At 61.7% G+C, this 26,690-nt stretch carries 30 protein-coding genes; 14 read left to right on the forward strand and 16 right to left on the reverse strand.

Going from position 1 to position 26,690, the window contains the following annotated elements; all coding sequences use genetic code 11:
* Positions 1-24 precede the first annotated feature (24 nt).
* Positions 25-978, forward strand: a complete 954-nt coding sequence (locus tag ACR0D9_RS16650; RefSeq protein WP_480484520.1) for a LysR family transcriptional regulator — start codon at positions 25-27, stop codon at positions 976-978.
* On the opposite strand, the gene ACR0D9_RS16655 is transcribed toward ACR0D9_RS16650, so the two are convergent.
* The gene (locus ACR0D9_RS16655) at positions 975-1,418 is read right to left on the reverse strand and encodes a low molecular weight protein-tyrosine-phosphatase (protein WP_480539524.1); all 444 of its coding nucleotides are present in this window, start codon (positions 1,416-1,418) and stop codon (positions 975-977) included. The two genes, ACR0D9_RS16650 and ACR0D9_RS16655, sit on opposite strands and share 4 nt — an antisense overlap.
* Before the next feature lie 27 nt (positions 1,419-1,445).
* Between ACR0D9_RS16655 and ACR0D9_RS16660 the strand changes: the two genes are divergently transcribed.
* A complete protein-coding gene (locus ACR0D9_RS16660) occupies positions 1,446-2,144 on the forward strand; it encodes an NAD-dependent deacylase (RefSeq protein WP_209505714.1) in 699 nt (232 codons plus the stop codon).
* A gap of 62 nt (positions 2,145-2,206) precedes the next feature.
* The gene (locus ACR0D9_RS16665; RefSeq protein ID WP_209505712.1) at positions 2,207-2,815 is read left to right on the forward strand and encodes an HdeD family acid-resistance protein; all 609 of its coding nucleotides are present in this window, start codon (positions 2,207-2,209) and stop codon (positions 2,813-2,815) included.
* 92 nt (positions 2,816-2,907) lie between these two features.
* Here ACR0D9_RS16665 and ACR0D9_RS16670 read toward each other — a convergent pair whose 3' ends face one another.
* The 5 genes from ACR0D9_RS16670 to meaB all read right to left on the reverse strand — a co-directional run bounded on the left by ACR0D9_RS16670 (position 2,908) and on the right by meaB (position 5,670).
* Entirely contained in the window at positions 2,908-3,381 is a 474-nt protein-coding gene (locus ACR0D9_RS16670; RefSeq protein ID WP_209505710.1) for a copper chaperone PCu(A)C, read from the reverse strand.
* Positions 3,382-3,419: 38 nt separating this feature from the next.
* Positions 3,420-3,770 carry a hypothetical protein gene (locus ACR0D9_RS16675; protein ID WP_480539525.1) on the reverse strand — a complete coding sequence of 117 codons (351 nt, stop codon included), beginning with the start codon at positions 3,768-3,770 and terminating at the stop codon, positions 3,420-3,422.
* 69 nt (positions 3,771-3,839) lie between these two features.
* Positions 3,840-3,989, reverse strand: a complete 150-nt coding sequence (locus ACR0D9_RS16680) for a hypothetical protein (protein ID WP_209505706.1) — start codon at positions 3,987-3,989, stop codon at positions 3,840-3,842.
* A 189-nt stretch (positions 3,990-4,178) separates the two neighbouring features.
* Positions 4,179-4,466, reverse strand: a complete 288-nt coding sequence (rpmB, locus tag ACR0D9_RS16685) for a 50S ribosomal protein L28 (protein ID WP_008756960.1) — start codon at positions 4,464-4,466, stop codon at positions 4,179-4,181.
* Between the two features lie 232 nt (positions 4,467-4,698).
* On the reverse strand, positions 4,699-5,670 hold the full coding sequence (gene meaB, locus ACR0D9_RS16690; protein ID WP_209598140.1) for a methylmalonyl Co-A mutase-associated GTPase MeaB: 972 nt from the start codon (positions 5,668-5,670) through the stop codon (positions 4,699-4,701).
* A gap of 173 nt (positions 5,671-5,843) precedes the next feature.
* Here meaB and hrpB point away from each other — a divergent pair, with 173 nt between their 5' ends.
* From hrpB to ACR0D9_RS16705, 3 genes are all read left to right on the forward strand, one after another.
* Positions 5,844-8,297 (forward strand): ATP-dependent helicase HrpB, encoded by a 2,454-nt coding sequence (hrpB, locus tag ACR0D9_RS16695; RefSeq protein ID WP_480539527.1) that lies wholly within the window; start codon positions 5,844-5,846, stop codon positions 8,295-8,297.
* Positions 8,298-8,489: 192 nt separating this feature from the next.
* On the forward strand, positions 8,490-8,948 hold the full coding sequence (locus tag ACR0D9_RS16700; RefSeq protein ID WP_480488431.1) for an NUDIX hydrolase: 459 nt from the start codon (positions 8,490-8,492) through the stop codon (positions 8,946-8,948).
* A gap of 89 nt (positions 8,949-9,037) precedes the next feature.
* Positions 9,038-10,516 carry an inorganic phosphate transporter gene (locus ACR0D9_RS16705; RefSeq protein WP_480539529.1) on the forward strand — a complete coding sequence of 493 codons (1,479 nt, stop codon included), beginning with the start codon at positions 9,038-9,040 and terminating at the stop codon, positions 10,514-10,516.
* A gap of 9 nt (positions 10,517-10,525) precedes the next feature.
* Here the strand turns inward: ACR0D9_RS16705 and ACR0D9_RS16710 are convergent, their stop codons facing one another.
* Together ACR0D9_RS16710 and ACR0D9_RS16715 are read right to left on the reverse strand one after the other, a co-directional pair.
* Positions 10,526-11,500 (reverse strand): 2-dehydropantoate 2-reductase, encoded by a 975-nt coding sequence (locus tag ACR0D9_RS16710; protein ID WP_480539531.1) that lies wholly within the window; start codon positions 11,498-11,500, stop codon positions 10,526-10,528.
* Positions 11,501-11,545: 45 nt separating this feature from the next.
* Positions 11,546-12,538: a pirin family protein gene (locus ACR0D9_RS16715; RefSeq protein WP_480539533.1), complete on the reverse strand. Its 993-nt coding sequence runs from the start codon at positions 12,536-12,538 to the stop codon at positions 11,546-11,548.
* A 176-nt stretch (positions 12,539-12,714) separates the two neighbouring features.
* Here ACR0D9_RS16715 and ACR0D9_RS16720 point away from each other — a divergent pair, with 176 nt between their 5' ends.
* The 3 genes from ACR0D9_RS16720 to ACR0D9_RS16730 are packed head-to-tail and all read left to right on the forward strand — an operon-like array spanning position 12,715 to position 13,900.
* Entirely contained in the window at positions 12,715-13,173 is a 459-nt protein-coding gene (locus tag ACR0D9_RS16720; protein WP_480473645.1) for a MarR family winged helix-turn-helix transcriptional regulator, read from the forward strand.
* Positions 13,170-13,547, forward strand: a complete 378-nt coding sequence (locus ACR0D9_RS16725; RefSeq protein WP_480473647.1) for a hypothetical protein — start codon at positions 13,170-13,172, stop codon at positions 13,545-13,547. Before ACR0D9_RS16720 ends, ACR0D9_RS16725 begins: the two co-directional genes overlap by 4 nt.
* A 38-nt stretch (positions 13,548-13,585) precedes the next feature.
* Positions 13,586-13,900, forward strand: a complete 315-nt coding sequence (locus tag ACR0D9_RS16730) for a monooxygenase (RefSeq protein WP_480473648.1) — start codon at positions 13,586-13,588, stop codon at positions 13,898-13,900.
* Between the two features lie 24 nt (positions 13,901-13,924).
* Here the strand turns inward: ACR0D9_RS16730 and ACR0D9_RS16735 are convergent, their stop codons facing one another.
* The 4 genes from ACR0D9_RS16735 to ACR0D9_RS16750 all read right to left on the reverse strand — a co-directional run bounded on the left by ACR0D9_RS16735 (position 13,925) and on the right by ACR0D9_RS16750 (position 17,020).
* Complete coding sequence (locus ACR0D9_RS16735; protein ID WP_480488441.1) at positions 13,925-14,269, reverse strand: 5-carboxymethyl-2-hydroxymuconate Delta-isomerase; 345 nt, start codon at positions 14,267-14,269, stop codon at positions 13,925-13,927.
* Between the two features lie 58 nt (positions 14,270-14,327).
* Positions 14,328-15,254 carry an ornithine carbamoyltransferase gene (gene argF, locus ACR0D9_RS16740; RefSeq protein WP_480473650.1) on the reverse strand — a complete coding sequence of 309 codons (927 nt, stop codon included), beginning with the start codon at positions 15,252-15,254 and terminating at the stop codon, positions 14,328-14,330.
* A 75-nt stretch (positions 15,255-15,329) separates the two neighbouring features.
* Positions 15,330-16,517, reverse strand: coding sequence for an acetylornithine transaminase (locus tag ACR0D9_RS16745; protein ID WP_480539536.1), 1,188 nt, complete (start codon positions 16,515-16,517; stop codon positions 15,330-15,332).
* 245 nt (positions 16,518-16,762) lie between these two features.
* The gene (locus ACR0D9_RS16750; protein ID WP_480539537.1) at positions 16,763-17,020 is read right to left on the reverse strand and encodes a zinc ribbon domain-containing protein; all 258 of its coding nucleotides are present in this window, start codon (positions 17,018-17,020) and stop codon (positions 16,763-16,765) included.
* 74 nt (positions 17,021-17,094) lie between these two features.
* Here ACR0D9_RS16750 and ACR0D9_RS16755 point away from each other — a divergent pair, with 74 nt between their 5' ends.
* The 3 genes from ACR0D9_RS16755 to ACR0D9_RS16765 all read left to right on the forward strand — a co-directional run bounded on the left by ACR0D9_RS16755 (position 17,095) and on the right by ACR0D9_RS16765 (position 19,739).
* On the forward strand, positions 17,095-17,460 hold the full coding sequence (locus tag ACR0D9_RS16755) for a MerR family transcriptional regulator (RefSeq protein ID WP_209505680.1): 366 nt from the start codon (positions 17,095-17,097) through the stop codon (positions 17,458-17,460).
* 52 nt (positions 17,461-17,512) lie between these two features.
* Positions 17,513-18,397 carry a DMT family transporter gene (locus ACR0D9_RS16760; protein ID WP_480539539.1) on the forward strand — a complete coding sequence of 295 codons (885 nt, stop codon included), beginning with the start codon at positions 17,513-17,515 and terminating at the stop codon, positions 18,395-18,397.
* Positions 18,398-18,503: 106 nt separating this feature from the next.
* Positions 18,504-19,739, forward strand: a complete 1,236-nt coding sequence (locus ACR0D9_RS16765) for an MFS transporter (RefSeq protein WP_480539583.1) — start codon at positions 18,504-18,506, stop codon at positions 19,737-19,739.
* Here the strand turns inward: ACR0D9_RS16765 and ACR0D9_RS16770 are convergent.
* A complete protein-coding gene (locus ACR0D9_RS16770; RefSeq protein ID WP_480539541.1) occupies positions 19,736-20,539 on the reverse strand; it encodes an ABC transporter permease in 804 nt (267 codons plus the stop codon). The two genes, ACR0D9_RS16765 and ACR0D9_RS16770, sit on opposite strands and share 4 nt — an antisense overlap.
* Positions 20,540-20,665: 126 nt before the next feature.
* On the opposite strand from ACR0D9_RS16770, the gene ACR0D9_RS16775 reads away from it, so the two are divergent.
* Complete coding sequence (locus ACR0D9_RS16775; RefSeq protein WP_267363457.1) at positions 20,666-21,235, forward strand: GcrA family cell cycle regulator; 570 nt, start codon at positions 20,666-20,668, stop codon at positions 21,233-21,235.
* 204 nt (positions 21,236-21,439) lie between these two features.
* Here ACR0D9_RS16775 and ACR0D9_RS16780 read toward each other — a convergent pair whose 3' ends face one another.
* From ACR0D9_RS16780 to ACR0D9_RS16790, 3 genes are all read right to left on the reverse strand, one after another.
* Entirely contained in the window at positions 21,440-22,039 is a 600-nt protein-coding gene (locus ACR0D9_RS16780) for a hypothetical protein (protein ID WP_480539543.1), read from the reverse strand.
* Positions 22,040-22,212: 173 nt separating this feature from the next.
* A complete protein-coding gene (locus tag ACR0D9_RS16785; protein ID WP_480539545.1) occupies positions 22,213-23,289 on the reverse strand; it encodes a DUF2235 domain-containing protein in 1,077 nt (358 codons plus the stop codon).
* A complete protein-coding gene (locus ACR0D9_RS16790; protein WP_480539547.1) occupies positions 23,267-25,558 on the reverse strand; it encodes a xanthine dehydrogenase family protein molybdopterin-binding subunit in 2,292 nt (763 codons plus the stop codon). Before ACR0D9_RS16790 ends, ACR0D9_RS16785 begins: the two co-directional genes overlap by 23 nt.
* 164 nt (positions 25,559-25,722) lie before the next feature.
* Here ACR0D9_RS16790 and ACR0D9_RS16795 point away from each other — a divergent pair, with 164 nt between their 5' ends.
* Entirely contained in the window at positions 25,723-26,622 is a 900-nt protein-coding gene (locus ACR0D9_RS16795; RefSeq protein WP_480539549.1) for a phytanoyl-CoA dioxygenase family protein, read from the forward strand.
* The last annotated feature ends 68 nt before the right edge of the window (positions 26,623-26,690 follow it).

The raw sequence follows: 26,690 nt of genomic DNA on the forward strand, positions 1-26,690 counted from the left end.
AAGGCGCAGCGAAAGGTGTATTGCATGGTAATGAAAGGGCTGACCCTGCGGGGCCTTGAAGTGTTCGAGGCATTGGCGCGGACGGGATCGGTGGCGCAGGCTGCCGAGATCACGGGGCTCAGCCAGCCATCCGTTTCGCAGCAATTGCGCAATCTGGAAAACGCGCTGGGGACCGAACTGGTCGATCACGGGCGGCGACCGATGCGGCTGACGCAGGCGGGGCGCAGTTTCCTTGCGCGGGCCGAGGCGGTTCTGTCCGAGCTGCACATGGCCCAGAGCGAGCTGTCGGTCATGGATCTGGGCCATCTGACCACGCTGTCGATCGGGCTGATCGACGATTTCGACAATGATCTGACGCCGCGGCTGGCCACCTTGCTGGCCGACAGCCTGACCCGGTCGAAATTCAAGCTGATCACCCTGTCGAGCCTTGATCTGTTCGAGGCGCTGGCCGAGCAGCGCCTGCATATGGCGGTCACCGCCCATAGCGGCGAAGTGCTGGAGGGGGTGGTCGAATACCCGCTGGTCCACGATCCGTTCATTCTGGTGGCCCCACAGGGATCGGGGGGCGTCGAGGCCGTGCAGGAGCGGCTGCCGTTTCTGCGCTATGCCCGCGAGCAGCTGATCAGCCGCCAGATCGAGGCGCATCTGGCGCGCCGCTCGCAGGTGTTCGAGGAACGGTTCGAGATCGGCTCGCACATGGCGCTGATGGCCATGGTGGCGCGGGGTCTGGGCTGGGCGATCACCACGCCGCTGGGCTTCATGCGCGCGGCGCGGTTCCATGAGGGGCTGGAGGCGCACCCTGCCCCGTTCGGAGAGTTCTCGCGCAACATATCGCTGCTGGCGCGCACCGAGTGGTCCGATCAGGTCCCGCAGGAGGTTGCGGGCATGACCCGGCGTCTGATGCAGAACCAGATCGTGGACCCGGCGGTTGCCAAGCTGCCCTGGCTGAGCGGCCAGTTGCGGGTGACCGGCGGCTAGGTGTCCAGATGGGCGGCAAGCCCGTCAACCGCTGCCTCGATCAGGTCCAGCGCGCCGTCGAAATCCCGCGTGTAATACGGATCGGGTACGTGATCGGCACCGGTCTGAGGGGCGAAATCCGTTAACAGGCGAACCGGTGTGCCGTTGCCCGGTGGGCGCAGGTCTTCGATATCAGCGATGTTTTGGGCATCCATGCCGATGATCAGGTCGAACCGGTTGAAATCCGCGACGGTGAACTGGCGCGCGCGCAGGTCGCCGAGGTCGATGCCTCTGCGGTTTGCGGCCTTCTGCATCGGGCCATAGGGCGGATTGCCCGCGTGCCAGCCCATGGTTCCTGCACTGTCGGTTGCATGATGCGGCGCGCGGGCGCGAAAGACGCCTTCGGCCGCGGGAGAGCGGCAGATATTGCCCAGGCAGACAAAGAGGATACGGTGTGTCATGGCCAAGGTGTAACGCGCGGAGGGGATATGGGAAAGATCGTCATTCTGACCGGGGCCGGGATTTCGGCTGAAAGCGGGCTGAGCACCTTCCGCGACGAAGGCGGGCTGTGGGCGCAGCACCGGATCGAGGATGTGGCCACGCCCGAGGGCTTTGCCCGCGATCCCGCCTTGGTGCAGGGGTTTTACAATGCGCGCCGCGTTCAGGCCGCCGCTGTGCAGCCCAACGCGGCCCACATGGCGCTGGCCCGATTGCAGCAGGGCTGGCCCGCAGAGGTCGTGATCGTGACCCAGAACGTCGACAGCCTGCATGAAGCGGGCGGTGCGACGGGTGTCATCCACATGCATGGCACATTGGCGGGTGCCTTGTGTTCCGGGTGTGATCATCGCTGGCCGGCACCGCCCGAGATGGCCGTTGCCGAGCCCTGCCCCGCCTGCGGCCAGCCCACCGCCCGGCCCGATGTGGTCTGGTTCGGTGAGATGCCTTATTACATGGACGACATCTACGACCACCTTGCCAGCGCATCGATCTTTGCCGCCATCGGCACCTCGGGTCAGGTCTATCCGGCGGCGGCCTTTGTCCACGAGGCGCAGGCGGCGGGTGCGCGGACGGTCGAGATCAATCTGGAACCGACGACCGGGCCCTCGGGCTTTGACGAGCGCATTGTCGGCAGGGCATCCGAAACGGTTCCGCGATGGGTCGGTCAGCTTCTTGCGGAAAATTCTTAAGCTACAGACAACGCTGGCTTAATTTGTGTACACTATCTGCGATAGCGACTGGAGGATGCGCCATGACTGATCAAGACCCCCGCACCGGTGAAATCCTGGATGACGGCAGCATGGCCGGGCGCGACATGCTGGGGGAACAGCTTTCCAGCCTGTGGTGGACTTTTCTGCTGCGCGGGGTGCTGGCCGGGCTTGTGGGCATCGCGGCGCTGTTCTGGCCATCGGGCAGCATCGCGCTGCTGCTGCGGCTGGTCGGTGTTTTGCTGATCCTCGACGGTGGGCTGACGCTTTTGGGTGTTGGCCGTCGCGGGGTGCTGGGTGGTGCCGCGATCGGCGCGCTTCTGATCGGGCTTATCTTGCTGATCTGGCCGGAAGGCACGGTGAAACTGGCGTTTTTCCTGTTGGGCGCATGGGCGCTGATCATCGGGATCGGATCCCTGGCGGCTGCCGGGCAGATGCATCCAAGTGACCCGCAACGCGGTTCCATGCGCGTCTCGGGATTTGTCGCGCTTGTCGTCGGGCTTGTCCTGATGATCTGGCCGGCGGTGGCGCTGGTTGCGCTGGGATGGGGTATCGCATTCTCGGCGCTGGCCATGGCCGCTGTGATGTTCTGGCTGGCTTCGCGATTCCGGCAGGCGGGCGACCGCGTCGGTATGAAAACCATCAACAAATAGCACTGTCCGCAGCCGCGTGGAAAACAGGCCGGGCAGAGCCCGGCCTGACGCATGGATGAGGGCCGCAGCGCGGCCCGAAGACAGGCGCTGCCCTAGTTCGAATGTGATCCGTGGCCGCCTTTGTCCTGACGCTCCAGATCGACGGGGATCTCGATCTCGACCTCGCCTGCCTTTTCAAAGATCAGCGTGACCGGCACCATGGCGTCCTGTTCGAACGGGGCCGTCAGACCCATGAACATCACATGGTCGCCGCCGCGTTTCAGCATGTGGGTTTCACCGGCCGGAATTGCAAAGCCTTCTTCGACATGCACCATCTTGGCCACGCCGTTTTCATCGACCTTGTGGGTGTGCAATTCCACACGCGCTGCCGCGTCCGAGGTTGCACCGATCAGCCGGTCATCGGCGTCGCCCTGATTGTGGATCATCATGAACGCGGCACCGGCGATGGCGGTCTTGCCCGAGGACCGGGCATAGGCGTCGTCAACCTTGATGGGGCCTTCGGCAAAGGCGGGGATGGCCAGCGACACGGCGGCCAGAGTTGCAAGCAGAGTGGTTTTGAGGGACATCGTGCCTCTCCTGTATAAAGGTTTGAAAAGGGTGGTTTTCAAACGCTGACAGGAGGCGCGCGGGCCGGGGTTGCGGGAACCGGCAGGGCGATCTGGTTGCCCAGATGCCGCAGCGGAGCTGGCTGCGCCCGTTCCGGCGCGGCTGGCAGTGCTGGTTGCGCGACAGCCACGGCCCCCAGCAGGGATATTGCATAGTCCGGGCAAAAATGCGGCGGTGCAGTGGGTTGCCCGTTTTCGTCAATATAGACGACGACCGGTCCGGTGCCCGTACACAGCACCATCTGACCCACGGCCTTGTCCATGCCGCGCGACATGGCCAGCCCCTGCCCGGTCAGAACCAGCAGCAGGGACAGCGCATAAGGCAGAAATCTGGTAACAACAGGTCTCATCCTGACCCAGCTATAGGTCAGCAGCGGGAAAAGCTTCAAGCGCCAAAGGGTCGCGCTTGAAGCTGTTTTTCAGTAATCCAGTCCGGGTCTTTTTACCGTGTCTGCCGTGAAGCTGGTATGAGACCGGTTCACCCAGCGCTGCATCCGCGTGCAGGTTGCAATCGCCTTGCGGAATACCGCGGCCAGAAACAGGAAAAGATAAAAACTTTTTAACGTCATAATGTGGCCCCCGCCTGATGAATGACAGTGACGTTAGGTCAGATTCGGAAACCTGTATGTGAAGAAGTTCACCAATGGCGAAAAATTAGTTCCAGATTGAGAACAATGGGGGCCGAAAGGGGCTGGCCCAACAGAAAAGGCCCCGCACCGAGAGGGTGCAGGGCCTGAAATTCTGTTGGTTGAAAGACCTTAGGCCGAAGCTTGCGCCTTGGCGATTTCTTTCTTCACTTTCAGAGCGTTTGCCGACAGCTCATCATCCTTGGCTTTGGCTAGGAACGCGTCCAGACCACCGCGGTGGTCAACCGAACGCAGCGCAGCCGCCGAGATGCGCAGCTTGACGCCACGGCCCAGAGTTTCGGACTGCAGGGTAACGTCATTCAGGTTCGGCAGAAAACGACGACGAGTTCTGTTTTTGGCGTGGCTGACATTGTTGCCAGTCATCGGGCCTTTTCCGGTCAGTTCGCAACGGCGCGACATGGTTTCTTCCTTTGTTTCTGGAGGCCGGGCTGGATACCCGCGGCCAAATCACAAGGGGCGCAACCCGAAGTCGCGCCCGAAAACTGGTTGGATGCGTGTAGTGGGAATCGCGCGGGGGGTCAAGACGGGCTGCGCGAAATCTTTCAATTTGCCTGCCATGCAGGAATGGCCCGGATGGGCCATGCCGTTGGCAAGAGTATTTGGCAAAAGGTGAAACGGCCATGACGGCCCTTCAGCCGAGCGTGTCCAGAAGCTGACCGGCAGCGACCGCCGGGCTGAGTCGCCCTTGCGAGACTTCGTCGTTCAGGCGCTCCATCTCGGCGCGGGCCTGCGGTGTGTCGAGGCGGGCGAGAAGGGCGTGGCGGACCTCCTGATCGAACCAGTAGCGGGCCTGGGCAGCGCGGTTGGCCTCCCAGATACCGGTGTCGCGGCGCCATTGGGTCAGGGTTTGCATTTCGTCCCAGGCCTGTTCCAGCCCGTGTTCTTCGACAGCGGAAACGGTCATCGCCTTGGGGAAGCCTTCGGGATCCTGCGGGCGTTTGCGCAGCAGCCGCAGTGCGCCGGCATAATCCGCGCAGGTGCGGGTGGCGGTGGCTTTCAGGTCGCCATCGGCCTTGTTGACCAGAATGATGTCCGCCATTTCCATGATGCCGCGCTTGACGCCCTGCAACTCGTCCCCACCCGCCGGGGCCAGCAGCAGCAGGAACAGGTCTGACAGTTCGGACACCACAGTTTCCGACTGTCCCACGCCCACGGTTTCGATCAGCACCACGTCATAGCCTGCGGCCTCGCACAGGGCGATAGCCTCGCGAGTGCGGCGGGCGACGCCGCCAAGGTGGCTCTGGCTGGGAGAGGGCCGGATGAAGGCGTTCTGCTCGCGGCTCAGGCGTTCCATCCGGGTCTTGTCGCCCAGGATCGAGCCGCCCGAGCGGGCCGAGCTGGGATCGACCGCCAGAACCGCGACGCGCAGCCCCTGCCCTGTCAGCATCATGCCAAAGCTTTCGATGAAGGTGGACTTGCCCACGCCGGGTGTGCCAGACAGACCGATGCGCAGCGCCTGACGCCCCGAACCGGCAAGCTGTGCCAGAAGGTCGCTGGCCTGTGCCCGGTGATCGGCGCGGTTGCTTTCAACAAGGGTGATCGCACGCGCCAGCGCCCGGCGCTCGCCCTTCAGAATTCTGTCGCTCAGGCTGTCTGTCTGCATTCTTGTCCCGATCCTAGAGGCAGGAACAGTTGCCGTGCTTGAGGGGTGTTTGTCCAGACCGGAGGCGGCAGGAATTGCGAAGATCGCGCAGCCTGCGTCATTTCGTGCGGGGCGATTTGCCGATTTGAGCGCGGAAACTGGACGCCACCTGCGGGATCGCGGATAAGGGCCGGATGATCCTACGCCTGCCCATAGACGATGCCATACCCGGCCTGCTGGACACCCTGCGCGCGCAGGGGCGGGCCGTGCTGCAAGCGCCACCCGGTGCGGGCAAGACCACGCGGGTTCCGCTGGCGATGCTTGAGGCGGGTTTGTGCGGCGGCAGGATCGTGATGCTGGAGCCCCGGCGGCTGGCGGCGCGGGCCGCGGCAGAGCGGATGGCAGAGACACTGGGAGAGCGCGCAGGCAAGAGTGTTGGCTATCGCGTGCGGGGCGACGCGAAAGTGTCAAAAGACACAAGGATCGAGGTGGTGACCGAGGGCATTCTGACCCGGATGCTGCAATCGGACCCTGACCTGCCGGGCATCGGGGCGGTGATCTTTGATGAATTCCACGAACGCTCACTCAACGCGGATCTGGGCTTGGCGCTGTGCCTTGAGGTCACGGGCGCGTTGCGGGACGATCTGATTCTGCTGGCCATGTCGGCCACATTGGACGCGGACCCGGTGGGGCACCTGATGGCCGCGCCGCTGGTTACGTCGGAAGGGCGGAGTTATCCCGTCGAGATGCGCTGGCTGGATCGGCCGTTGGGGCCACAGGCGCGGCGGCTGGATGCATTGGTCGATCTGGTCGTTGAGGCCGAGCGCGAGACCCGCTCCACCGGTGGCGGGATCTTGGTGTTTCTGCCCGGTGAGGGTGAAATCCGGCGGGCTGAGGCAGCCTTGACCGGACGCCTGCCCGCCAATTGCACGGTGCGCCCGCTGTTCGGGGCCATGCCCTTTGCGGCCCAGCGCGCGGCGATTGCCCCGGTTGAGACCGGGCGCAAGGTGGTGCTGGCGACGTCGATTGCCGAAACCTCGCTGACGATCCCCGATATCCGGGTGGTGGTGGATATGGGGCAAGCGCGGCGGGCGCGGTTTGATCCGGGCTCGGGCATGTCCCGACTGGTGACCGAGCGGGTGACACGGGCCGAGGCCACGCAACGCGCGGGTCGTGCAGGCCGTGTGGCCGAAGGGCTGTGTTACCGGCTTTGGTCAAAGGGGGAGGATGGCGCGCTGGCCGCGTACCCGCCTGCCGAGATCGAAGCCGCCGATTTGACCGGGCTGGCGCTGGAGCTGGCCCTGTGGGGCGCGGATGCCGCCGATCTGGCCTTTCTGACCCCGCCACCCGAAGGCGCGATGGCCGAGGCGCGCGCGCTTCTGGCGATGCTGGGCGCACTGGACGGCAAGGGCCGGATCACCGAACACGGGCGGGCGCTAGCGGCGCTGCCGCTGCATCCCCGGCTGGGGCATATGCTGGTGCGGGCCGGACCGAGTGCCGCGCCTTTGGCCGCCTTGATGGCCGAGCGTGACCCCCTGCGCGGCGCGCCGGTGGATATCGCCTTGCGGCAAGAGGCGTTGCGGGATGTGCGCACCTTTCAGCACAACCGGGTCTGGCAGGTGAATATGGGGGCCGTGGATCGGATCAATGCCGAGGCCAAGCGGTTGAGGAAACAGGCCGGAAGCAAGACGGATGATCTGAGCGCTGCTGCCATGGCCGCCCTCGCCTATCCCGACCGTATCGGACAGCGGCGCAAGGGCGATGCGCCGCGTTATGTGTTGTCGGGGGGTAAGGGTGTCGTGCTGGACAGCGGCGATTCGCTGGCCGCCGCGCCTTTTCTGGTTGTCACTGACACAGATGGCAACCCGCGCGAGGCAAAGGTGCGGATGGCCACCCAGATTTCGGAACGCGAGATCCGCGAACTGTTCGCCGATCAGATCGATTGGGTCGAGGTTTGCGCCTGGTCGAAACGCGAACGGCGGGTCGTGTCCCGGCAGCAGGAGCGGTTCGGGGCGATCACGCTGGACGACCGCATCTGGAAGGATGTCCCGGACGACGCCTTGGCGCGCGCGATGCTGGACGGGGTGCGCGATCTGGGGTTGCGGCTGGACGGGGCCGCCGCACGGCTGGCCGCGCGGGTAGAACTGGTGCGTGCCGACGGGGTGGACCTGCCCGACTTTTCGGTCGAGGGTCTGATGGCCGAGCTGGACGACTGGCTGTTGCCGATGCTGTCCGGTGTCAAAAGCGCAGAGGACTGGAAACGGTTTGACCCGCTGCCCGCCTTGCGCGCGCGGTTGGACTGGGCCCAGACCCAGGAGCTGGACCGCCGCGCGCCGGGATCGTTTGAAACACCGCTGGGGCGCAAGGTGCCGATCGACTATGGCGCGGCGGTCCCCGAAATCTCGGTTCGGTTGCAGGAGCTGTTCGGCGTGACCCGGCATCCGGTGGTCGGCGGACAGCCCCTGAAGATCACCCTGCTGTCCCCGGCGCAGCGCCCGATCCAGATTACCCGCGATCTGCCGGGGTTCTGGGCCGGGTCTTATGCGGATGTGCGCAAGGATATGCGGGCGCAATACCCCAAACACCTCTGGCCCGAAGACCCGACACAGGCCGACCCGACGCTGAGGGCCAAACGCAGGCGGGATTAGACCCATTACTGCGTCGCTTCCGGCAAGCGGCTCGGGCTTTCGGGGCTGTTACGCGAAATCTCACAAATCACAGTAAATTGACCGAAGAACCGATCATAATCAGAAATAAGCGGACATTTCATTGAAGTCTGGCATTATTGTTGTTACGTCACACAGGTTTCGAAGACAGAAACAGGATTTGAAGAACATCACATGAGTGCTTGGCTGCGAAATATCTGGGAAGAGGTCGGACGCCCCTTGTTCCTGCGCCCTCAACGGGTGCAGTTTGCGGCCCTGTGTACACGCAGGCATGAGGATCAGGACGAGGTTCTGCTGATCACCAGCCGCGAAACCGGGCGCTGGATCATCCCGAAAGGCTGGCCTGTCAATGGTCTGGACGGGTTGGAGACGGCCCTGCTGGAGGCATGGGAAGAGGCTGGCGTGCGCGCAGAAGCGGTCGACAAGGAGCCCGTCGGCCAATTCACCTATGACAAGATCTTCAAGGGCGGGTCGGCACAGTCGGTCCTGACCCGTGTCTACCGGGTTTCCGTGCACGAGCTGGCGGATGATTTTCCCGAAGTGGACAAGCGCAAACGTCAGTGGTTTTCACCGGCAGAAGCCGCCAAACGAGTGCAGGAGCCCGAGTTGCAGGCGCTGCTGCGACAGATGTAGCCGTTTCGCAACAATTTGATGGCTGCGCGCTTGCCCCTGAACCGGGAAACCGTTAGCTGCGGGCGATCTGCGAAACTTTGACCAAGCCCATGTCTGACACAAATTCAAAACCGCGCTGGCAGTCGCTTGACAGCGACCTGCAACGCATCTCGCGCGTAGAAATCGCCAATCTTCATGTCGCCCGCCCGCTGCTGGCGCCGGGAATTGCACTGGCGTTCATGGTGCTTTCCGGATTGATGGCGGCGGTGCTGTTCGGTCGGGCCGACGGCACCTATATCGTCGTGGCTGCCGCCGCGTTCGGAGCCTATATGGCGATCAACATCGGTGCCAATGACGTGGCCAACAACATGGGTCCCGCGGTGGGTGCGAACGCGCTGACCATGGGCGGTGCCATCGTGATCGCCGCCGTTGCCGAAAGCGCGGGCGCTTTGCTTGCGGGAGGCGATGTGGTCTCGACCATCTCGAAGGGGATCATCGACCCGGCCTCGGTGCAGAACAGTAACGTGTTCATCTGGGCCATGATGGCGGCGCTGATCTCGTCCGCCATGTGGGTCAATCTGGCGACCTGGATCGGCGCGCCGGTGTCGACAACGCATTCGGTTGTTGGCGGGGTCATGGGCGCGGGGATTGCCGCTGCCGGGCTGAGTGCGGTGAGCTGGGGCACGATGGGCGCGATTGCGGCCAGCTGGGTGATATCTCCGGTTCTAGGCGGCGTGATTGCGGCGGCATTCCTGGCGCTGATCAAGACCAAGATCCAGTATCAGGACGACAAGATCGCCGCCGCGCGGCGTTGGGTGCCGATCCTTGTGGCGGTGATGGCGGCAGCGTTCGCCACCTACCTGTCGGTCAAGGGTCTGAAGCGGATCGTGAAGATCGAACTGGAGGTGGCGCTGCTGATCGGTCTGGGCAGCGGTGTGCTGGTCTGGGCGCTGACGGTTCCCTGGGTGCGTCGCAAGTCCGAGGGGCTGGAGAACCGGACCCGGTCGCTGAAAACCCTGTTTGGCCTGCCATTGGTGATATCGGCCGCGTTTCTGAGTTTTGCCCATGGCGCAAATGATGTGGCCAACGCGGTCGGCCCCCTGGCGGCGATTGTCCACGCGGCAGAGTTCGGGGATTTCGCCCAAAAGGTTTCGATCCCGTTATGGGTGATGATCATCGGCGCGTTCGGGATATCGTTCGGTCTGTTCCTGTTTGGGCCCAAGCTGATCCGGATGGTCGGCAGCCAGATCACCAAGCTGAACCCGATGCGGGCGTTTTGCGTGGCGCTGTCAGCGGCGATCACGGTCATTGTCGCCAGCTGGCTGGGCCTGCCGGTCAGTTCCACGCACATCGCCGTTGGCGCAATCTTTGGCGTCGGGTTCTATCGTGAGTGGCAGTCGGATCGCAGGCGGAAACAGAACAATGGGCGAAACGCGACAGCGCAGAAGCTGGCCCCGGAAGAATACCGGCGGCGCAAGCTGGTGCGGCGGTCGCATTTCATGACGATCATTGCGGCCTGGGTCGTGACCGTGCCTGCCGCAGCCGCCATGTCGGCCGTGATTTTCTGGACATTGACCAGACTCGTCTGACGACTGCGATCAGAGCCTGATCTGTTCCGGGGACAGCGGATGATCGGGCGCGTGTTTGATCAGGTCAGACACTTTCGTGCAAAGGGGGGTGGGCACCCCGGTTTCGTGCCCCAGCCGAATGATATGGCCCTGAAGGCTGTCGATTTCCGTTTGCCGCTCGGCCATCAGGTCATAGGCCATCGAGGTCCGAGCGGTGGGGTCGATGGTGAGCATCCGCGCCGCGATCCGGCTGAACAAAGGTGTCGGCAGCCGCAGGATATGCGGCGTCATCCACGCCGGAAGCGGCGTTGTCGAGGCCACCGGATGCCCCGCCGCCTTGAGAACGGACAGCGCCTCGGCCATCTGATCGGCCATAAGGTTGCGCCAGTCACGGCTGAGCAGCTGATCCACAAGCGGCAGGCCCGACAGCGCGTTCAGCGCGTTGTTGAGGTTGATCACCAGCTTGCCCCATTGCACCGCCTCGATCCGGTCAGTTGCGATAACGGGCAGGTCCGGGCTGCTGAGGGCGGTGGCCAGATCGCCGGGGCCGTTCTGGATGACGATTTCGCCCGATGTGGCCCGGTGATAGGTGGCGGGGCCGTTCGGGACCACGTTGAAGGGGACCATGCCCGCGCGCACATCGCGACCGGGCAGCTCCTTGCGCAGGGTTGCCGCATTCTCGATCCCGTTTTGCCAGGACAGGACGGGTGCGTCCCAACAGGCGGCGTCCGCGATATGTCCGGCCATATCCGCCGTCGCCCCGGATTTGACGGTGACGATGACCAGTTCGGCCTGATCCAGGCAAGCAGGATCGGTGCTGAGTGTCAGGGTTTCCGCCGCAACATGGGCATTGAGGTCATCGTAATCCGTGACCGTCAGCCCATGTTCGCGGATGGGGTCCAGTACACGGGCACGACCCAGCAAGGTCACCGCATGCCCTGAGCGGGCCAGTAAACCGCCGCAGTAGCAGCCGATGCTGCCCGCGCCTGCGATGACAAGTTTCATGATACCCCCTCTGGTATACCAGAAAGGATCACCGCAAACGGACGGTTACACAAGCCCACCCGCCCCTGACGCCGCGCGCGGGCGGGCCAGCCGGGGCTTTGTACGCTCAAACTGTTCTGAAATGGCGATAAATTCGCGGTCATCCCCTGCCGGAAGGTGGAAGGCGCCATTGACCCAATCGGCGCTTTTCCACTCATGAATCGCCGTCTCGATCTTTTCTTTCGAGGATGAGACGAAGTTCCACCAGATATAGCGATCCTTATTCAGGGTCGCGCCGCCCAGCAGCATCAGCCGCGCACCCTGCGGGCCTGCCCGGGCCGATAGCCTGTCACCGGGGCGGAACACCATCATGCGGCCTTCGTCGAACATGTCGCCTGCAATCTCGATCGATCCTTGCGTGACATAGACACCGCGATCCTCGTGGTCGTCGGGCAGCGGGAAGGACGCGCCGGGGGCAAGCTGAACATCCAGATAGAAGGTCTCGGACAGCATCGTCACGGGGCTGGTTTCGCCATAAGCGTTGCCGAGGATCAGCCGTGCGCTGACGCCCTTGTCTTGGATATGGGGCAGCGCGCCTTGCTTGTGGTGTTCGAACTCGGGGGCCATATCCTCCTGCGCTTCGGGCAGGGCAAGCCAGGTCTGAATGCCGAACAGCTTGTGGCCTTTGCCGCGCGTTTCTTCGCTGGTGCGCTCGGAATGGGTCACGCCACGGCCTGCAACCATCCAGTTGACCTCGCCGGGATAAATCATCTGGTGAGTGCCGAGGCTGTCGCGATGTTCGAATTCGCCCTGATAGAGGTAAGTGACGGTTCCCAGCCCGATATGCGGGTGCGGTCGCACGTCAATGCCACCTTCGGTGACGAATTCTGCCGGGCCGACCTGATCGAAGAAGATGAATGGGCCAACCAGTTGGCGTTTGACCGAGGGCAGCGCGCGGCGCACCTCGAACCCGCCCAGATCGCGGGCGCGGGGAATGATGAGTGTTTCCAGCGCGCCGTTTTCAGCTGCGTCGGGGGTGTGGGACGGGTTCCAGCTCACATTCGTATCCTCGGCCTTTTTGATCATCCAAAGCAGGTCTGCATTCGCTAAGTCAAAATATATGCAGGCCCGGGCCCGGCGTCAGTGCAGCCCTGCACGGGGGACGTGCATATTTGCGGCATTCGCGCGTGGTGGTGCATATTGATATAACCCCTAACTAGGGATAAATGACTGCCATGACACACGAGACTCAAAACCGAGAAAATCAGGCCCTGGTATTGGCCCTGTTGCGCAGCCAGCAGTTGTTCATGCGTGCCATGGGACCGGTGTTTCGCGCCGGGGGTCTGACGGCACCTCAGTGGGATGCGCTGGAGACCCTGAACACCAAAGGTGCGCTGTCGATCAATGACCTGTTGCGCCTGACGCTGTCCACATCCGGCAATCTGGATGTTGTCGTCAAAAACCTGATTCAGGCCGGTCTGGTGGAGAAGACCGTTGATGAAACCGACAAGCGCGCCCGCGTTTTACGCCTGACAGAAGCCGGAAAACAGAAAGTGGCCGCGTTCATGCCCGTCCACAATCAGGCGCTGGAGCAGATATTCGGACGCCTGAGCACCGAAACCAGACGCGAGACAATCAGAACGCTCAACCAGCTTCGCAAAAAGCTGCCCCAACCACAGAAAGGCGAGACATGACCAACAAAACCTTCCTGACCGCGCATGGTGTGATCTACATGTTTTTCGCATTGGCGCTTTTATTTGCGCCAACCATCCTTTGGCCCAATTATGGACTGCAACTGAACGATCGGTATGCCGTGTTTCTGTCGCAGCATAATGCGATCTTTCTGGGTGGCATCGGCCTAATCAGCTTCCTGTTTCGAAACACTGAAACCGGTACCGAGACAGCACAGAACATCCTGAAAGGTCTGATGGGGACCAACATATTGGGCGTTGTCATCACGCTTTATGCCTGTCTGACCGGGGTGTTCACCGGCTTTGGCTGGTCCGACCCCATCTTCTTTGCGCTGCTTGCCATTCTGAGCTTTGTGCAGCTTGGCAGGAACCGCTGATCACACCCCCTACCCCCCTGAACGTGGAGCATTTGACCATGAGTACGATGAAAATCTGGGATCTGCATCTGGCCTATGACGGACCCGTAACCGCAGAATTTCTGGCCGGAACAAAGGAACTGGCTGAAAGCATCGCCCAGGAACCCGGTGTCGTCTGGAAGATCTGGACTGTCGAAGAAGGCACGAACCATTTCGGATCGACCTATCTGTTTCGCGATCGCGCCAGTCTGGAGACCTACAAGGCGATGCACCTGAAACGCCTTGAGGCCATCGGGGTCGCAGTGACCTCGGATCATGTCTTTGACATCATGGAAGACCTCAGCGCGATCAACAACGCGCCAATACACGGCTGACGGACCCGGAGAGTACCCGCGCCATCAACCAGCCAAACGCTTTGCATAGGTGGCGCGGGTCATCTCGACATCCTGCACGGTGATGCTGCCGACCTCGGGCATGGTCTGGGCCAGAACGTCCAGAATGATGGCGTTAAGCTCGGCCCGTGTGGCCTCATCCCGTCCGCGCATCAACAGCAGCGTGGCATGCACGAAGGTCTGCGGTTGCGTTCCGATGTAGGAATAGGCAATCGGCGCGGCGCGGATCTTGAGCGCTGAGGCGTCGATTTCATCATGTTTTGCGAGAACGGTATGCAACTGCTCGCAAATCATCTGGAAATCATGGGTGTCGTCCAGAGATTTGGAGAATTCCAGGGTAACGTGAGGCATTGAATGCTCCGGGGGTCATGAGAGAGCCTGATGGCCCTCTCGAAACTGCAAGGTGATCCTAAACGCCCAGACACCAGCGCATTACGGCCTTTTGTGCGTGCAGGCGGTTTTCGGCCTCATCGAAGATGACCGAGTTCGGGCCGTCCATGACCTCGGAGGTTGCTTCTTCCTCACGATGCGCGGGCAGGCAGTGCATGAACAGCGCGTCGGGTTTGGCATGTGACATGAGTTCCGCGTTGACCTGATAGGGGCGCAGCATGTTGTGGCGGCGTTCCTTGGCGGATTGGCTGTCATGCATCGAAACCCAGGTGTCGGCCACCACCAGATCAGCGCCCTCGACCGCTTTGTGCGGGTCCCGTTCGATGACGACTCGGGACCCCTTCTGGCGGGCAAACCCCATGAACTCTTCTTCCGGATCAAGCTGGGCCGGGCCGGAGAAGGTCAGATCGAAGCCGAACTGACCGGCGGCGTGCAGGAAGGAGGCGCAGACATTGTTGCCGTCGCCGGTCCAGACCACTTTCTTGCCCGCAATGGGGCCGCGGTGCTCCTCGAACGTCAAAACATCGGCCATGATCTGGCAGGGATGGGTGCGGTCGGTCAGGCCGTTGATGACGGGCACGTCGGAATATTCGGCCATCTCGGTCAGGATGGTTTCATCGAAGGTGCGGATCATGATCATGTCGACATAGCGCGACAGCACACGGGCGGTATCGGCAATGGTTTCGCCGTGACCGAGCTGCATGTCCTTGCCCGACAGCACCATGGTCTGGCCACCCATCTGGCGCACACCCACGTCAAAGGACACGCGCGTCCGGGTCGAGGGCTTTTCGAAGATCAGCGCGACCATACGGTCTTTCAGCGGCTGTTCGTCGTCAGGGGCGGCCTTGGGACGGCCCAGACGCGCTTGTTTCATCGCGCCCGCCTGATCGATCATGGACCGCAGCGCGGTGGCATCAGTTTTGTGGATATCGAGAAAATGGTTCATATCGCTTCGCTTTTGGCTGGTCGGGCGGTGGGGGCCAGCCCCCACACCCCCGGAGTATTTGGGAAAAGATGAAGCTCAGGCAGTTGCGAGCTGGGTTTCGATCTGATTGGCGGCCTTTTCGAGGCGGATCATGGCCTGGGCGATGTCATCCTCGGTCAGGGTCAGGGGGGGCAGCAGGCGGATGACGTTGTCGGCGGCGGGGACGGTGATGACCAGATTGTCATAGCCCGCATTGACCACATCTATATTTGGCGCCTTGCATTTCAGGCCGAGCATCAGGCCCGATCCGCGCACCTCTTCGAAGACCTCGGGGTGATCGGCGACCAGGCCTTCGAGTTTCTGGCGCAACAGGCCAGCCTTGCGGTTGACACCTTCGAGAAAGGCGGGTGTGGCGACCTGGTCGATCACCGCACAGCCCACGGCGCAGCCCAGCGGGTTGCCGCCATAGGTGGAGCCATGCGTGCCTGCGGTCATACCGGATGCCGCATCTTCGGTTGCCAGCACGGCACCGAGAGGGAAACCGCCGCCAATGCCTTTGGCGACCATCATGATATCCGGGGTGATCCCGGCCCATTCATGGGCGAAGAGCCTGCCGGTACGACCGACGCCGCATTGCACCTCGTCCAGGATCAGCAGCAGACCGTGTTCGTCACAAATGGCGCGCAGGGCCCTGAGTTCGGCGTCAGGCACGGGGCGGATGCCTCCCTCGCCCTGAATCGGTTCGATCAGGATGGCTGCGGTATCTTCGGTGATGGCGTCGGTGACACCGTCGAGATCACCGAAGGCGACGTGGACAAAGCCCGGCAGAAGCGGGCCAAAGCCTTTGGTCATCTTCTCAGACCCGGCCGCTGCGATGCCCGCCGACGACCGGCCATGGAAGGAGCCGTCGAAGGTGATGATCTCAACCCGTTCGGGCTGGTCTTTGTCATAGAAATACTTGCGGGCCATTTTCACGGCCAGTTCACAGGCTTCGGTACCGGAATTCGTAAAGAATACCGTATCCGCAAAGGTGTGTTCGACCAGCTTGTCTGCCAGTGCCTGCTGTTGCGGGATGTTGTAGAGGTTCGAGACATGCCACAGCGCGTGGGCCTGTTCCGTAAGGGCGGCCACCAGTGCCGGATGGGCGTGGCCCAGTGCGTTCACCGCGATCCCTGCGCCAAGGTCCAGAAAACGTCGGCCATCCGCCTCGGTCAGCCAGGCGCCTTCGCCCTTTACAAATGACAGGGGCGCGCGGTTATAGGTCGGCAGAACGGACGGGATCATGGGATCATCCTTTTCGGGTCGTTTGAGCCTCGTGAGTGATACACGAAGGCCCGGTTCGTCAACAGATTTGGTGAGATTTGTGCCAATTTGGCAGGCACATGGGATCAAACAGGCCGATTACGCAAAGAGGCGTCGGCGTCGGAGCAGCTGGATATGTGCGCGTTTGATCATGGCCGCTCTATAGACGTGAAAAGACAGCCTGAAAACCCTATTATTGCCGCAGGGTCAAAATTACCGCCGGAGCATTACGCCGGGCGCCAGCGGTCGAGCTTGCCCATGCCGCGGGTGAAAGCCCAGGCAAGGATGCGGGGCATGCCTTTTGCGACGAGGGCATCGACGCAATGAGACTGGAACTCTTCCAACGATGCGTCGGGGTGGCGGAACGCACCGTTTTCGTAACACAGCGAGCAGTAACGCGTGCTGCGCCCGCCGTCAGCTTCGGACCCGCCGCCCTGGGGATCTTTTGACAGCGGCATGCCGCAACTTTGGCATTTGGGACCCATGATGCATGTCCTTGCAGAGAATGACTGTCTGACATAGGATCAAAACCATGGAGTTGAGTCAACGGTTTTGAAACATGCGGATCGGGGAACTTGCGCGGCGCAGCGGGCTGAGCCGCGACACGCTGAGGTTTTATGAACGCCAAGGGCTGATCCGGTCAGGCCCGGGGCCGGACAACACCAACAGCTATCGCGACTATCCCGAAGACGCGCTGATCACGCTGGAACAGGTAGCCGATGCACAGGCGGCAGGCATCAGCATTGCAGAACTGGTCATGTTGCTGGGGCAGTTGGAAGCCGCCGATCCCGACAGCTTTGACGGCGAGGCGTTTCTGCAGGACCGGATTGACGAGGTCGAAGCGCGGATTGTGCGGGCAGAGCGGTTTTTGGACAGCCTCAAACAAGCCAAGGCGGCGCTGGCGGCCCCACCGGTTTTGCGCTGAGCGCAGAATTGCGTCTTGCCATGGCCCCCGTTTTGGCGCACCGCTTTCGCCCATGTTCACCCCGAAGGCGCAAAATCCTGCTCTGGCCGCAGGGCTGATCTTTGTCGCGACCGCCTTTATCGCGGCGACGACGCTGTTGGCCAAGGCCTTGGGGACGGATACACTCGGGCCACCCTTGCACGCGATGCAGATCAGTCACGGGCGGTTTCTGTTTGCCCTGCTTGCCATCCTGTCCGCGGTCGCAGTGCTTCGTCCCCGGCTGGGACGGCCTCATTGGGGGCTGCATATCGGGCGAACCAGCTTTGGCTGGGCCGGGGTGACGTTGATGTTCGCGTCTGTTGCGTACATTCCGATGGCGGATGCGACGGCGATCTCCTTTCTGAACCCGGTCTTTGGCATGGTCCTGGCCATTCCGCTATTGGGGGAGCGGGTCGGCCCGTGGCGCTGGCTGGCGGCGGCCGTGGCCCTTGTGGGTGCGGTGATCCTGCTGCGCCCGACAGCTGCAAGTTTTCAGCCCGCCGCCCTTCTGGCGCTGGCGGCGGCGGCGTTTATCGGGATGGAACTGATCTTTATCAAGAAACTGTCGGGGCGCGAGGCCCCGATCCAGATTCTGCTGATCAACAACACGATGGGGCTGGTGATCGCCACGGTCGCGGTCAGCTTTGTTTTTCACATGCCGACGCCACAGCAATGGGTTGCGCTGGTGGGGATCGGCCTGCTGATGGCCTGCGCGCAGGTTTGTTTCATCAACGGCATGGCACGGGCGGACGCGTCATTCGTGGCCCCGATCAGCTATGCCACGCTGATTTTCGCCGCGCTGTACGATTTTGCGGTGTTTGATGTGATCCCCGACCGGATCAGCCTGATTGGCGCGGTCACGATTCTGACCGGAGGGCTGATCCTGGTCTGGCGCGAGGCCGTAAACCGCCGGACCTGACAGAAAAAACCGCCCCTGCGGTTCAGGGGCGACCTTTGTGTCGCAAACCCCCATGAACGGCAAAGCAGCAGGCGCATTCTGGGCTGAGTTGATTTGCGAGTTTGTTATGCATGAACGCCGAATACCTGAATGGGTACGCCACGCGCCTGCCCCATCGGTGCGTGATTTCGGGATTCTGGCCGGAATCGAAGCCGTGGTGCGCGGTATTCTGATTTCGGTCTTTCCGCTGGCGATGTACCGGGCGCTGGGCGATGCCTCGTCCGTGTCATTCCTGTATTTCCTGATTGGCATCCTGTCCCTGCTGGTCGGGTTGATGGTGCCGTTCCTGATCCGTTTTGTACCGCGCAGATGGGCCTATTCCACCGGTTGCGTCATGTTCATCTGCGGTGCATCGCTGGCGATCGTGGGCAGCCCCGAGGCCGTGGTCGGCGCGTTGGCCCTGAATACCATGGCCGCGGTTGTCACTTTCATCTGCTTCAACACCTATGTGCTGGATTACATCAGCAAGATCGAACTTGGCCGGTGCGAGACCAGCCGCATGTTCTACAGCGCTTTGGGATGGACGGGCGGCCCAATGGCCGGTGTTCTGCTGATGGAGCTTTGGCGCCCTGCCCCGTTTGTCATCAGTGCCGGAGCGGCGCTGGTCATGCTGGCGCAGTTCTGGCGCATGCGTCTGGGCAATGGCAAGCTGATCACCAAGGCTCGTGGTCCGGCCAAGAACCCGTTGGCCTTTCTTCCCCGGTTCTTTGTTCAACCCAGATTGGTTGCCGGATATCTGTTTGCAATGATCCGGTCCTGCGGCTGGTGGATATATGTGGTCTACCTGCCTATTTTCGCCATCCAAAACGGGCTGGGAGAACAACTGGGCGGCATCCTTCTGTCATGCACTAACGCCATGCTGCTGGCCGCCCCGTTGATCCTGCGCTGGGTCCAGACGCGGTCGCTCAGGTCGGCTGTTCGCATCGGGTTTGTTGCCGCGGGGGGCTGCTTTTTCGCTGCCGGATTGGTCGCGGGATGGCCGGTTGCCTCGGTCGCTGCGCTGGTTCTGGGGTCTGTCTGGCTGATCGTTCTGGATATCTGCGCCGGATTACCTTTCCTCATGGCTGTTAAACCGTCTGAGCGAACCGAGATGTCGGCGATTTATTCCAGTTACCGCGATGTCTCGGGCATTCTGACGCCCGGTGTTGCAGCTCTGGTCCTGCTGGTGGCACCGGTGGCCGGTGTGTTCGCGGCAGGCGGGATTGCCCTGTTTGGCGCTTGGGCTGTGTCGGCCCGCTTGCATCCGCGGCTGGGCGAACCCAAACCTGCCCTGCCGCCCGACAGGCTGGCAGAGCTCGGTTAAGCCTTAAGCCGATAACCGATGCGCAGCATTTGCCAGGTGATCAGCCCGATGGCCAGCGTGGCAAAACCACAAACTGCCATGCCCAACCACGGTGAGCTGTCGGACACGCCGATCATGCCGTAACGCAGCCCATCGATCAGGTAGAAGACCGGGTTCAGATGGGTCAGACGGTTCAGGACAGGAGGCAGCGCCTCGACCGAATAGAAGGTGCCCGACAGGAAAGCCAGAGGTGTGACGATGAAGTTGGTGATCGCGGCCATCTGATCGAACTTGTTTGCAAAGATCCCGGCAAACAGGCCCAGCGCGCCCATGAAGGCGCCCCCCAGAACAACAAAGATCAGTGCAATCAACGGGTGCTGGGGGGCGATGGACAGCAGGACCAGCAACGCAACTGAAATCACCAGCGCGATCATCAGGCCACGGGCGATGCCACCGGCGAGATACCCCAGCAGGATCTCGAGCGGGGACAGCGGCGGCATCAGCGTGTCGACGATATTGCCCTGTACCTTGGCAATCACCATCGAAGAGGAGGTATTGGCAAAGGCATTCTGGATTACCGTCATCATCAGGATCCCCGGTGCCAGAAAGACCACAAACGGCACGCCCATGACGTCAGGGCGGCTGGGCCCAATGGCGATGGTGAAGATCAGCAGGAACAGGCCAGCCGTGACCAGAGGCGCCAGAACGGTCTGGGTCCAGACCGAAAGAAAGCGCCGGATTTCGCGCTGCGCCAGCGTGTAAAGCCCCATCCAGTTGACCGCCCCAAAGCTGCGTTCGGTCTGTTCTGCGGGATTCTGCATGCTTTGCCCTCAACCTGATTCGAAGACAGCTTGTAACTCGGGCTGCAGTGTTTAGAATAGGGGGCTGAGACGAATTCCCAAGGCGGCCCGAATCCGGGGCCGCTTTCCGCTTTTGAAAGGCTGACGATGTCCTGGACAGACGAGCGCGTAGAACTGCTGAAGAAGATGTGGGGCGAAGGCCAGTCGGCCAGCCAGATCGCCAAGGAACTGGGCGGCGTGACCCGTAACGCGGTGATTGGCAAGGTCCACCGCCTGGGCCTGTCCAACCGGACAGCAGGCGCAGCCCCGGCCAAGTCCGAACCGAAAGAGAAACCGGCACCCGCGCCCAAGGCCGAAGCCAAGCCCAGACCCATGCCAAAGACAGAACCGGCGCGCCCGGCTGCTGCTGCCGAGGCGAAACCCGCCGTTCCGGCCCGCCGCCAGATCATCCCGGCCGGTCAGCCGCTGCCGCCGCAGCCCTCGGCCAACGAGATCAGCCCCGAGGCGCTGGCCAAGGTCAACGAGATCGAGAAGAAGGCCAAGAAGCTGACGCTGATGGAACTGACCGAGAAGACCTGCAAGTGGCCCGTGGGCGACCCCGCGACCGAGGATTTCTGGTTCTGCGGCCTGCCGGTTGAGGCGGGCAAACCCTATTGCGAGGCGCATGTGGGCGTGGCCTTCCAACCCATGAGCTCGCGCCGCGACCGGCGGCGGTAATTGCGAACACCAGAACCTAAATCATGTCTATAGAACGTGAAAAGGGCGCAGGCGTTTCGCCACGCCTCTTACCGGAGGCGTTGCTAGTCAAGAACGACGCAAGACGTAACGAGCTCTTACAAAGAAAACACCCTCGCTGAATGCTGCGAGGGTGTTTTAGTTCGGAGCGTCAACTTTGCGGGACGAAGCTGCCATTCGGCGGTGCTAACGTCGCCACTCAGCGACGGCGGAAATTGCGCCAATAGGTGGAACCACCGAGCTCAGGCGATGATGGTAAGCGGACTCTTCTCCGGAGACATTTTTCCACTTCAAATCTACATCTGTAAAAAAATTATCGGTCGTTTTGTGAATATCCTTTGAGTTCTTCTCGGCTACCCAAGGCAGACAGACATAATACTCACTATTACCTCCTAGCGCTGGAATCCTGAATTCTAGCTTCCCAGCAGATTCCTTCTGAGCAGAGGGCAGAACGTAGCGATCCTCATTCTTCTCCTCTGGAAAGAACTCCAGTCTCAGAACGATTTCTTCAGCAGCGGAAGAGGAAGAGTTCTTGATTTCGATATAGTTAATTGGTGACTGAGAGCCGGCATTGTGGGCCCTGACGGCCCTCGCAGATAGCACCGCTGTCATGTTTTCGATTTTCAAAAGCTTATCTCGGTTCTCTTCGATGTTAACGATTTTCTGTTGAAGTAGATTGTTTCTCCGGTTCGAACGGACAGCCAGTATTGTTCCAATAATACCGCTAACTAAGCCGAGCCAAGCCGCCAAATCTCCAAGCCCTGAAATTCCCAATTGGCCGAGCATAATTAATCCCTCCAAGCTTTGTGGACTCTCAGCTCAAGAATACATCAGTTCGCGCTTCAGGCTAAAGTGCAACTCAAATAAGAGGTCATTTTGTCTACCTGTATTGCAAGTTTGGGCTCGAACCTGACATTGAAGTGCCGGTGATCTTGGTGTCAGTGGCACATGGTAGCCTTTCACTGCGCGGGATGTGTCGGCAGGTTCGGCATCGCCACCCAGCCCGGCAATTCATCCGGCGCGACCGAGACATGCAGGCGTTCTGACTGGTCCCGCCCGACCTTGCGGTGTTTGCGCAGCAAAAATATCTTGCCCCAACCGCGCCAGGTTCCAACCGATTGCGCATGGGCATCCGTGGGGAAACGGGTGCGCCAGCCTTCGGGCATCGGCAGCCCGTGCATCTCGGCCTTGTCCAGCATCCAGATCAACGAGATATTGCTGAGCGGGCGGGCCTCTTCATAGCCGTTCAGCTGGCCGCCGATATCGCCGTGGGTGCCACGGAACCAGACCTGTTCCACATGGCCGTTGAACTCGGGCTTGCATCGCCACAGAACCGGCTCGAACACCTCGCGCGTTTCGTCGAGGGCCAGCGCGTGATAGCCATGCAGAGTGGCCGGGCCCAGCTGGTGGTTGTGAAAGGCATGGCGATCCTCGGCCCAGCGCCACAGAAGCGGCAGGCGCAGGCCCAGCGCCTTGACCGTGTCCCAGACACCGACCATCTCGATCTTGACGTTGTCATGGCAGAACTTGCGGCGGAAATCGCGGGCTGCGGTGCCGCTGACATTGCATTCATAGTGGCGGTAGGCTTGCAGGATGTTCCGCTCGGTCGCGTGTTCGGCCTTGAGCAGGCCGATCATGTCGATCACCCCGGCCAGGCTGCGCACGCCGTAGGCTCCACGGGAATAGCCGATGAAATAAATCCGGTCACCGGGCTTGTAGCGCGACGCCAGATAGCCATAGGCGCGGCGAATCTGGCGGTTGATGCCCCGGCCCATCATCACGTCCATGGTGGATTTCCAGCTTTCCCACTGCACGCCTGCCTCGTAGAACACCGACACCTTGCTGCCCATTTCGCAGCACAGGCGATAGGTCTGTCCGGCATGGGTTTCGAACCCCGGTTCGAGGGTGGACATGGTGCCATCTAGGATAATCACGTGGCTGATCGGCTCGCGGTGCCGCGTTTCGGCGGAGTGCTCGGACCGTAAGGGCCGCCCGAGCCATCCCAGAACCTTCCTACTCAGCCGCGACAGTTTCATGCGTCAGCAATTCCCAAACTTTATGAGGTGTGAAAGGCATATCCGCCTGCCGCACCCCGTGATCCCAGAGCGCATCCTGAACCGCGTTCGCCACAGCGGCCAGAGCGCCCACCGTGCCGGCCTCGCCGCATCCTTTCATCCCCATCGGGTTGGAAGTTGACGGCACCGGCGCCGAGGTAAACTTTATCATGGGTATGTCCACCGCGCGGGGCAAGGCGTAATCCATAAACGATGCCGTGAGCAGCTGTCCGTGATCATCATGCACCACATGTTCCGACAGCGCCTGACCAATGCCCTGAACCACCCCGCCATGCACCTGCCCTTCGGCCAGCATCGGGTTGATAAGATTTCCGAAATCATCAACCACGGTGTAGCGGTCCACACGGGTTTCGCCGGTGAAGGAATCGATCACAACCTCGGCAACATGTGCGCCGTTAGGATAGCTGCGGGCATCCAGTTGCGCGCGGGACTCATGCGTCAGCAAGTCCAATCGCCCGTCGGCGCGGGCCATGGCCGCGGCTTCGGTCAGGGTCGGCGTCAGGTTCGAGCCCGGCGCGCGGAATGTTTCATGGTCAAATCGCACATCACTGTCCTCGACCCCCATCTTATCGGCCAGATAAGGCGTGAATGCGGCGATCATTTTGTCAATGGTGGCGAGGGTCGCGGTACTTTGCACCGTCACCGAGCGCGAGCCGCCCGTTCCGCCGCCATGGCCAAGCAGGTCGGTATCCCCCTGAATGACGGTGATCCTGTCCATCGGAACGCCGGTCTGATCGGACAGGAACTGGGCATAAACCGTCTCGTGCCCCTGCCCGTTCGATTGTGTACCGACATAAAGGTTCACAGTGCTATCCTCGCAAAACTCGACCTTCGAGTTCTCGGAAGGGTCGCCCAAAATACTTTCGATATAGTAACAAAGACCCTGCCCCCGGATCAGACCGCGTTCGGCATCGGCGGCCTTGCGGGCCTCGAACCCGCTGGTCTGGCTGGCCGCACGGCGCAGGACCATGTCGAAATCGCCGACATCATAGGTTTCACCCGTGGCAGAGGTGTAGGGGAAATCGCCGGGCCTGATGAAGTTTTTGCGCCGCAACTCCCACGGGTCAACGCCCAGTTCGCGTGCCGCGCGGTCCATCACGCGTTCCAGCACATAGATCGCCTCGGGGCGTCCGGCACCGCGATAGGCGTCGACCTGTGTTGTCGTGGTATAGAACCCCTCGACCCGGAGATAGGTGGTCTGAACGTCATAGACCCCCATCAGCACCTTGCTGAACAGGCTTGTCTGGATCGCCTGCGCGAAATGGCTGTTATAGGCACCAAGGTTGACTTTGCTGTGGACGCGGTAGGCGGTGATCCGGTGATCTGCATCAAAGGCCAGCTCGGCCAGCGAGGTCAGATCGCGGCCGTGGTGATCGGAGAGCATTGCCTCGGACCGGTCGGACATCCAGTGCACGGGCTGGCCTAGTTTCATCGCGGCCACGGCCACGCAGAAATATTCGGGATATGGCATCACCTTCATGCCGAACCCGCCCCCCACATCCGGGGTGGTGACACGGATTGCATCCGCATCGAGTTTCAGCTTTTGCGCCAGTTGTGCCTTCATCGCCCAGACACCCTGCCCGCCATAGGAAAAGTGCAGACGCCCGCCAGACCAATCGGCCTGACAGCCCCGTGGCTCGAGCGAGCTGATGATGACGCGGTTGTCTTGCACGTTCAGCGACACGGTGTGGGCGGCGGCCTGAAAGGCGGCCTTGGTCGCGGCCTCATCCCCCAGACCCCAATCAAACGCGCGATTGTCGGGCGCTTGCGGGTGCAGGGCCTCACCCCCCGCTTTCACGTCCAGCTTGGCGGGGCGTTCCCGGATATCCATCCAGATCAGTTCGACCGCGTCCTGCGCCTGTACCAGCGTATCCGCGATGACAACGGCCACGGGTTCGCCCACAAAGCGCACACGGTCCTTGGCCAGCATATGCCGATCCGGCGCGGCAGAGCCGGTCCCGTCGCGGTTGGTCAAGGTTGCTGCATTCATCACCGTGTCGATGCCCGAGGCGGCAAGATCGTCCAATGTCATGACCAGCCGCACCCCGTCGGCGCTCCGCGCGGCCTCAAGATCCAGCGCAGTGATATCGCCATGGGCCACTGGGCTGCGGAAGAAAGCGGCAAACAGCGCATTGCCGGGCACGGCATCGTCCATATAGCGCCCCTGCCCGGTCAGGAACCGCTGATCTTCGGTCCGTTTGACGGGCTGGCTTTTGCCGAATTTTTCCATGGGATGCTCCTGTCGCTGCCTTGATGGCGACACTAGCCCTGTGCTTGCTTATGTCCAGCGCCTTGCTTGAAAGCGTGTGGCGACACCGATGTCGTAAACAGGATTGCAGGAGCCACAGAGGGATTCGTAGGCTGTTTGAAGATACAGCCTGCCGGAGGTTCCCCATGCCCGAACCCATTTCCCTGTCACAGGGCCGCCTGGACGCCCCATCGGTCGACGCGTATTGGCAAGACGGGTTTGCCTTTCCAATTACAGTCTTTTCACCGGATGAGACCGCACAGTTTCGGGCCGAGCTGGAGCAGATCGAGAAGACCTGGCGCGTGGCCGACCTTCCGCTGCCGCTGAACATGTACAAACGCCTGAACGCCCATGTGGTGATGCCGCTGGTCGCCCGTATCGCACTGGACCCCAGGGTTCTGGATGTCGTCGAAGGAATACTGGGGCCGGATTTGCTGCTGTGGTCTGCGGAACTGTTCATCAAAGAGCCACGCACGACCCAGGTGGTGGGAATGCATCAGGACCTGACCTATTGGGGGATGGGCGAAACACCGGATCAGGTGACCGCGTGGATCGCATTGTCGCCTGCCACGGTAACAAGCGGCTGCATGGACTTTGTCAGGGGTAGCCACAAAAACCCGATCCTGCCCCATAACGACACGTTTTCAGACAACAACCTGCTGTCGCGCGGGCAGGAGGTGGCTGTCGATGTGGCAGACGAGGACAAGACACATATCGAATTGCAGCCGGGTCAGATGTCGTTGCACCATGGCCTCACAATCCATGGCTCGGGGCCCAATATGTCGGATGATCGGCGGATCGGGCTGGCGATCCGGTATCTGAACCCGAACGCGCAGCAAAAAGTGGCGGATCGCGATTACGCGGTCTTGGCGCGGGGCGAAGACCGGGTGGGCAATTTCATCCTCATCAAACCACCGACCGAGTTGTTTTCGCCGCCAGCCTTGGTGCTTCATGCCCGCATCCGGGAGGATCAGGCCAAGGCGATGACACAAGGCGCGGCACAAAGCACGCACCTGTACGGAAACGAGGCGACCGGCACGGGGTGACTTCGGCAATCGTCGCCGCACAGGGCCTTCCCCTTCCCGTCTCCATTCGCTATTGCAGGCGCTGACCC

It is taken from the genome of Ruegeria sp. AK11 (assembly GCF_056541095.1).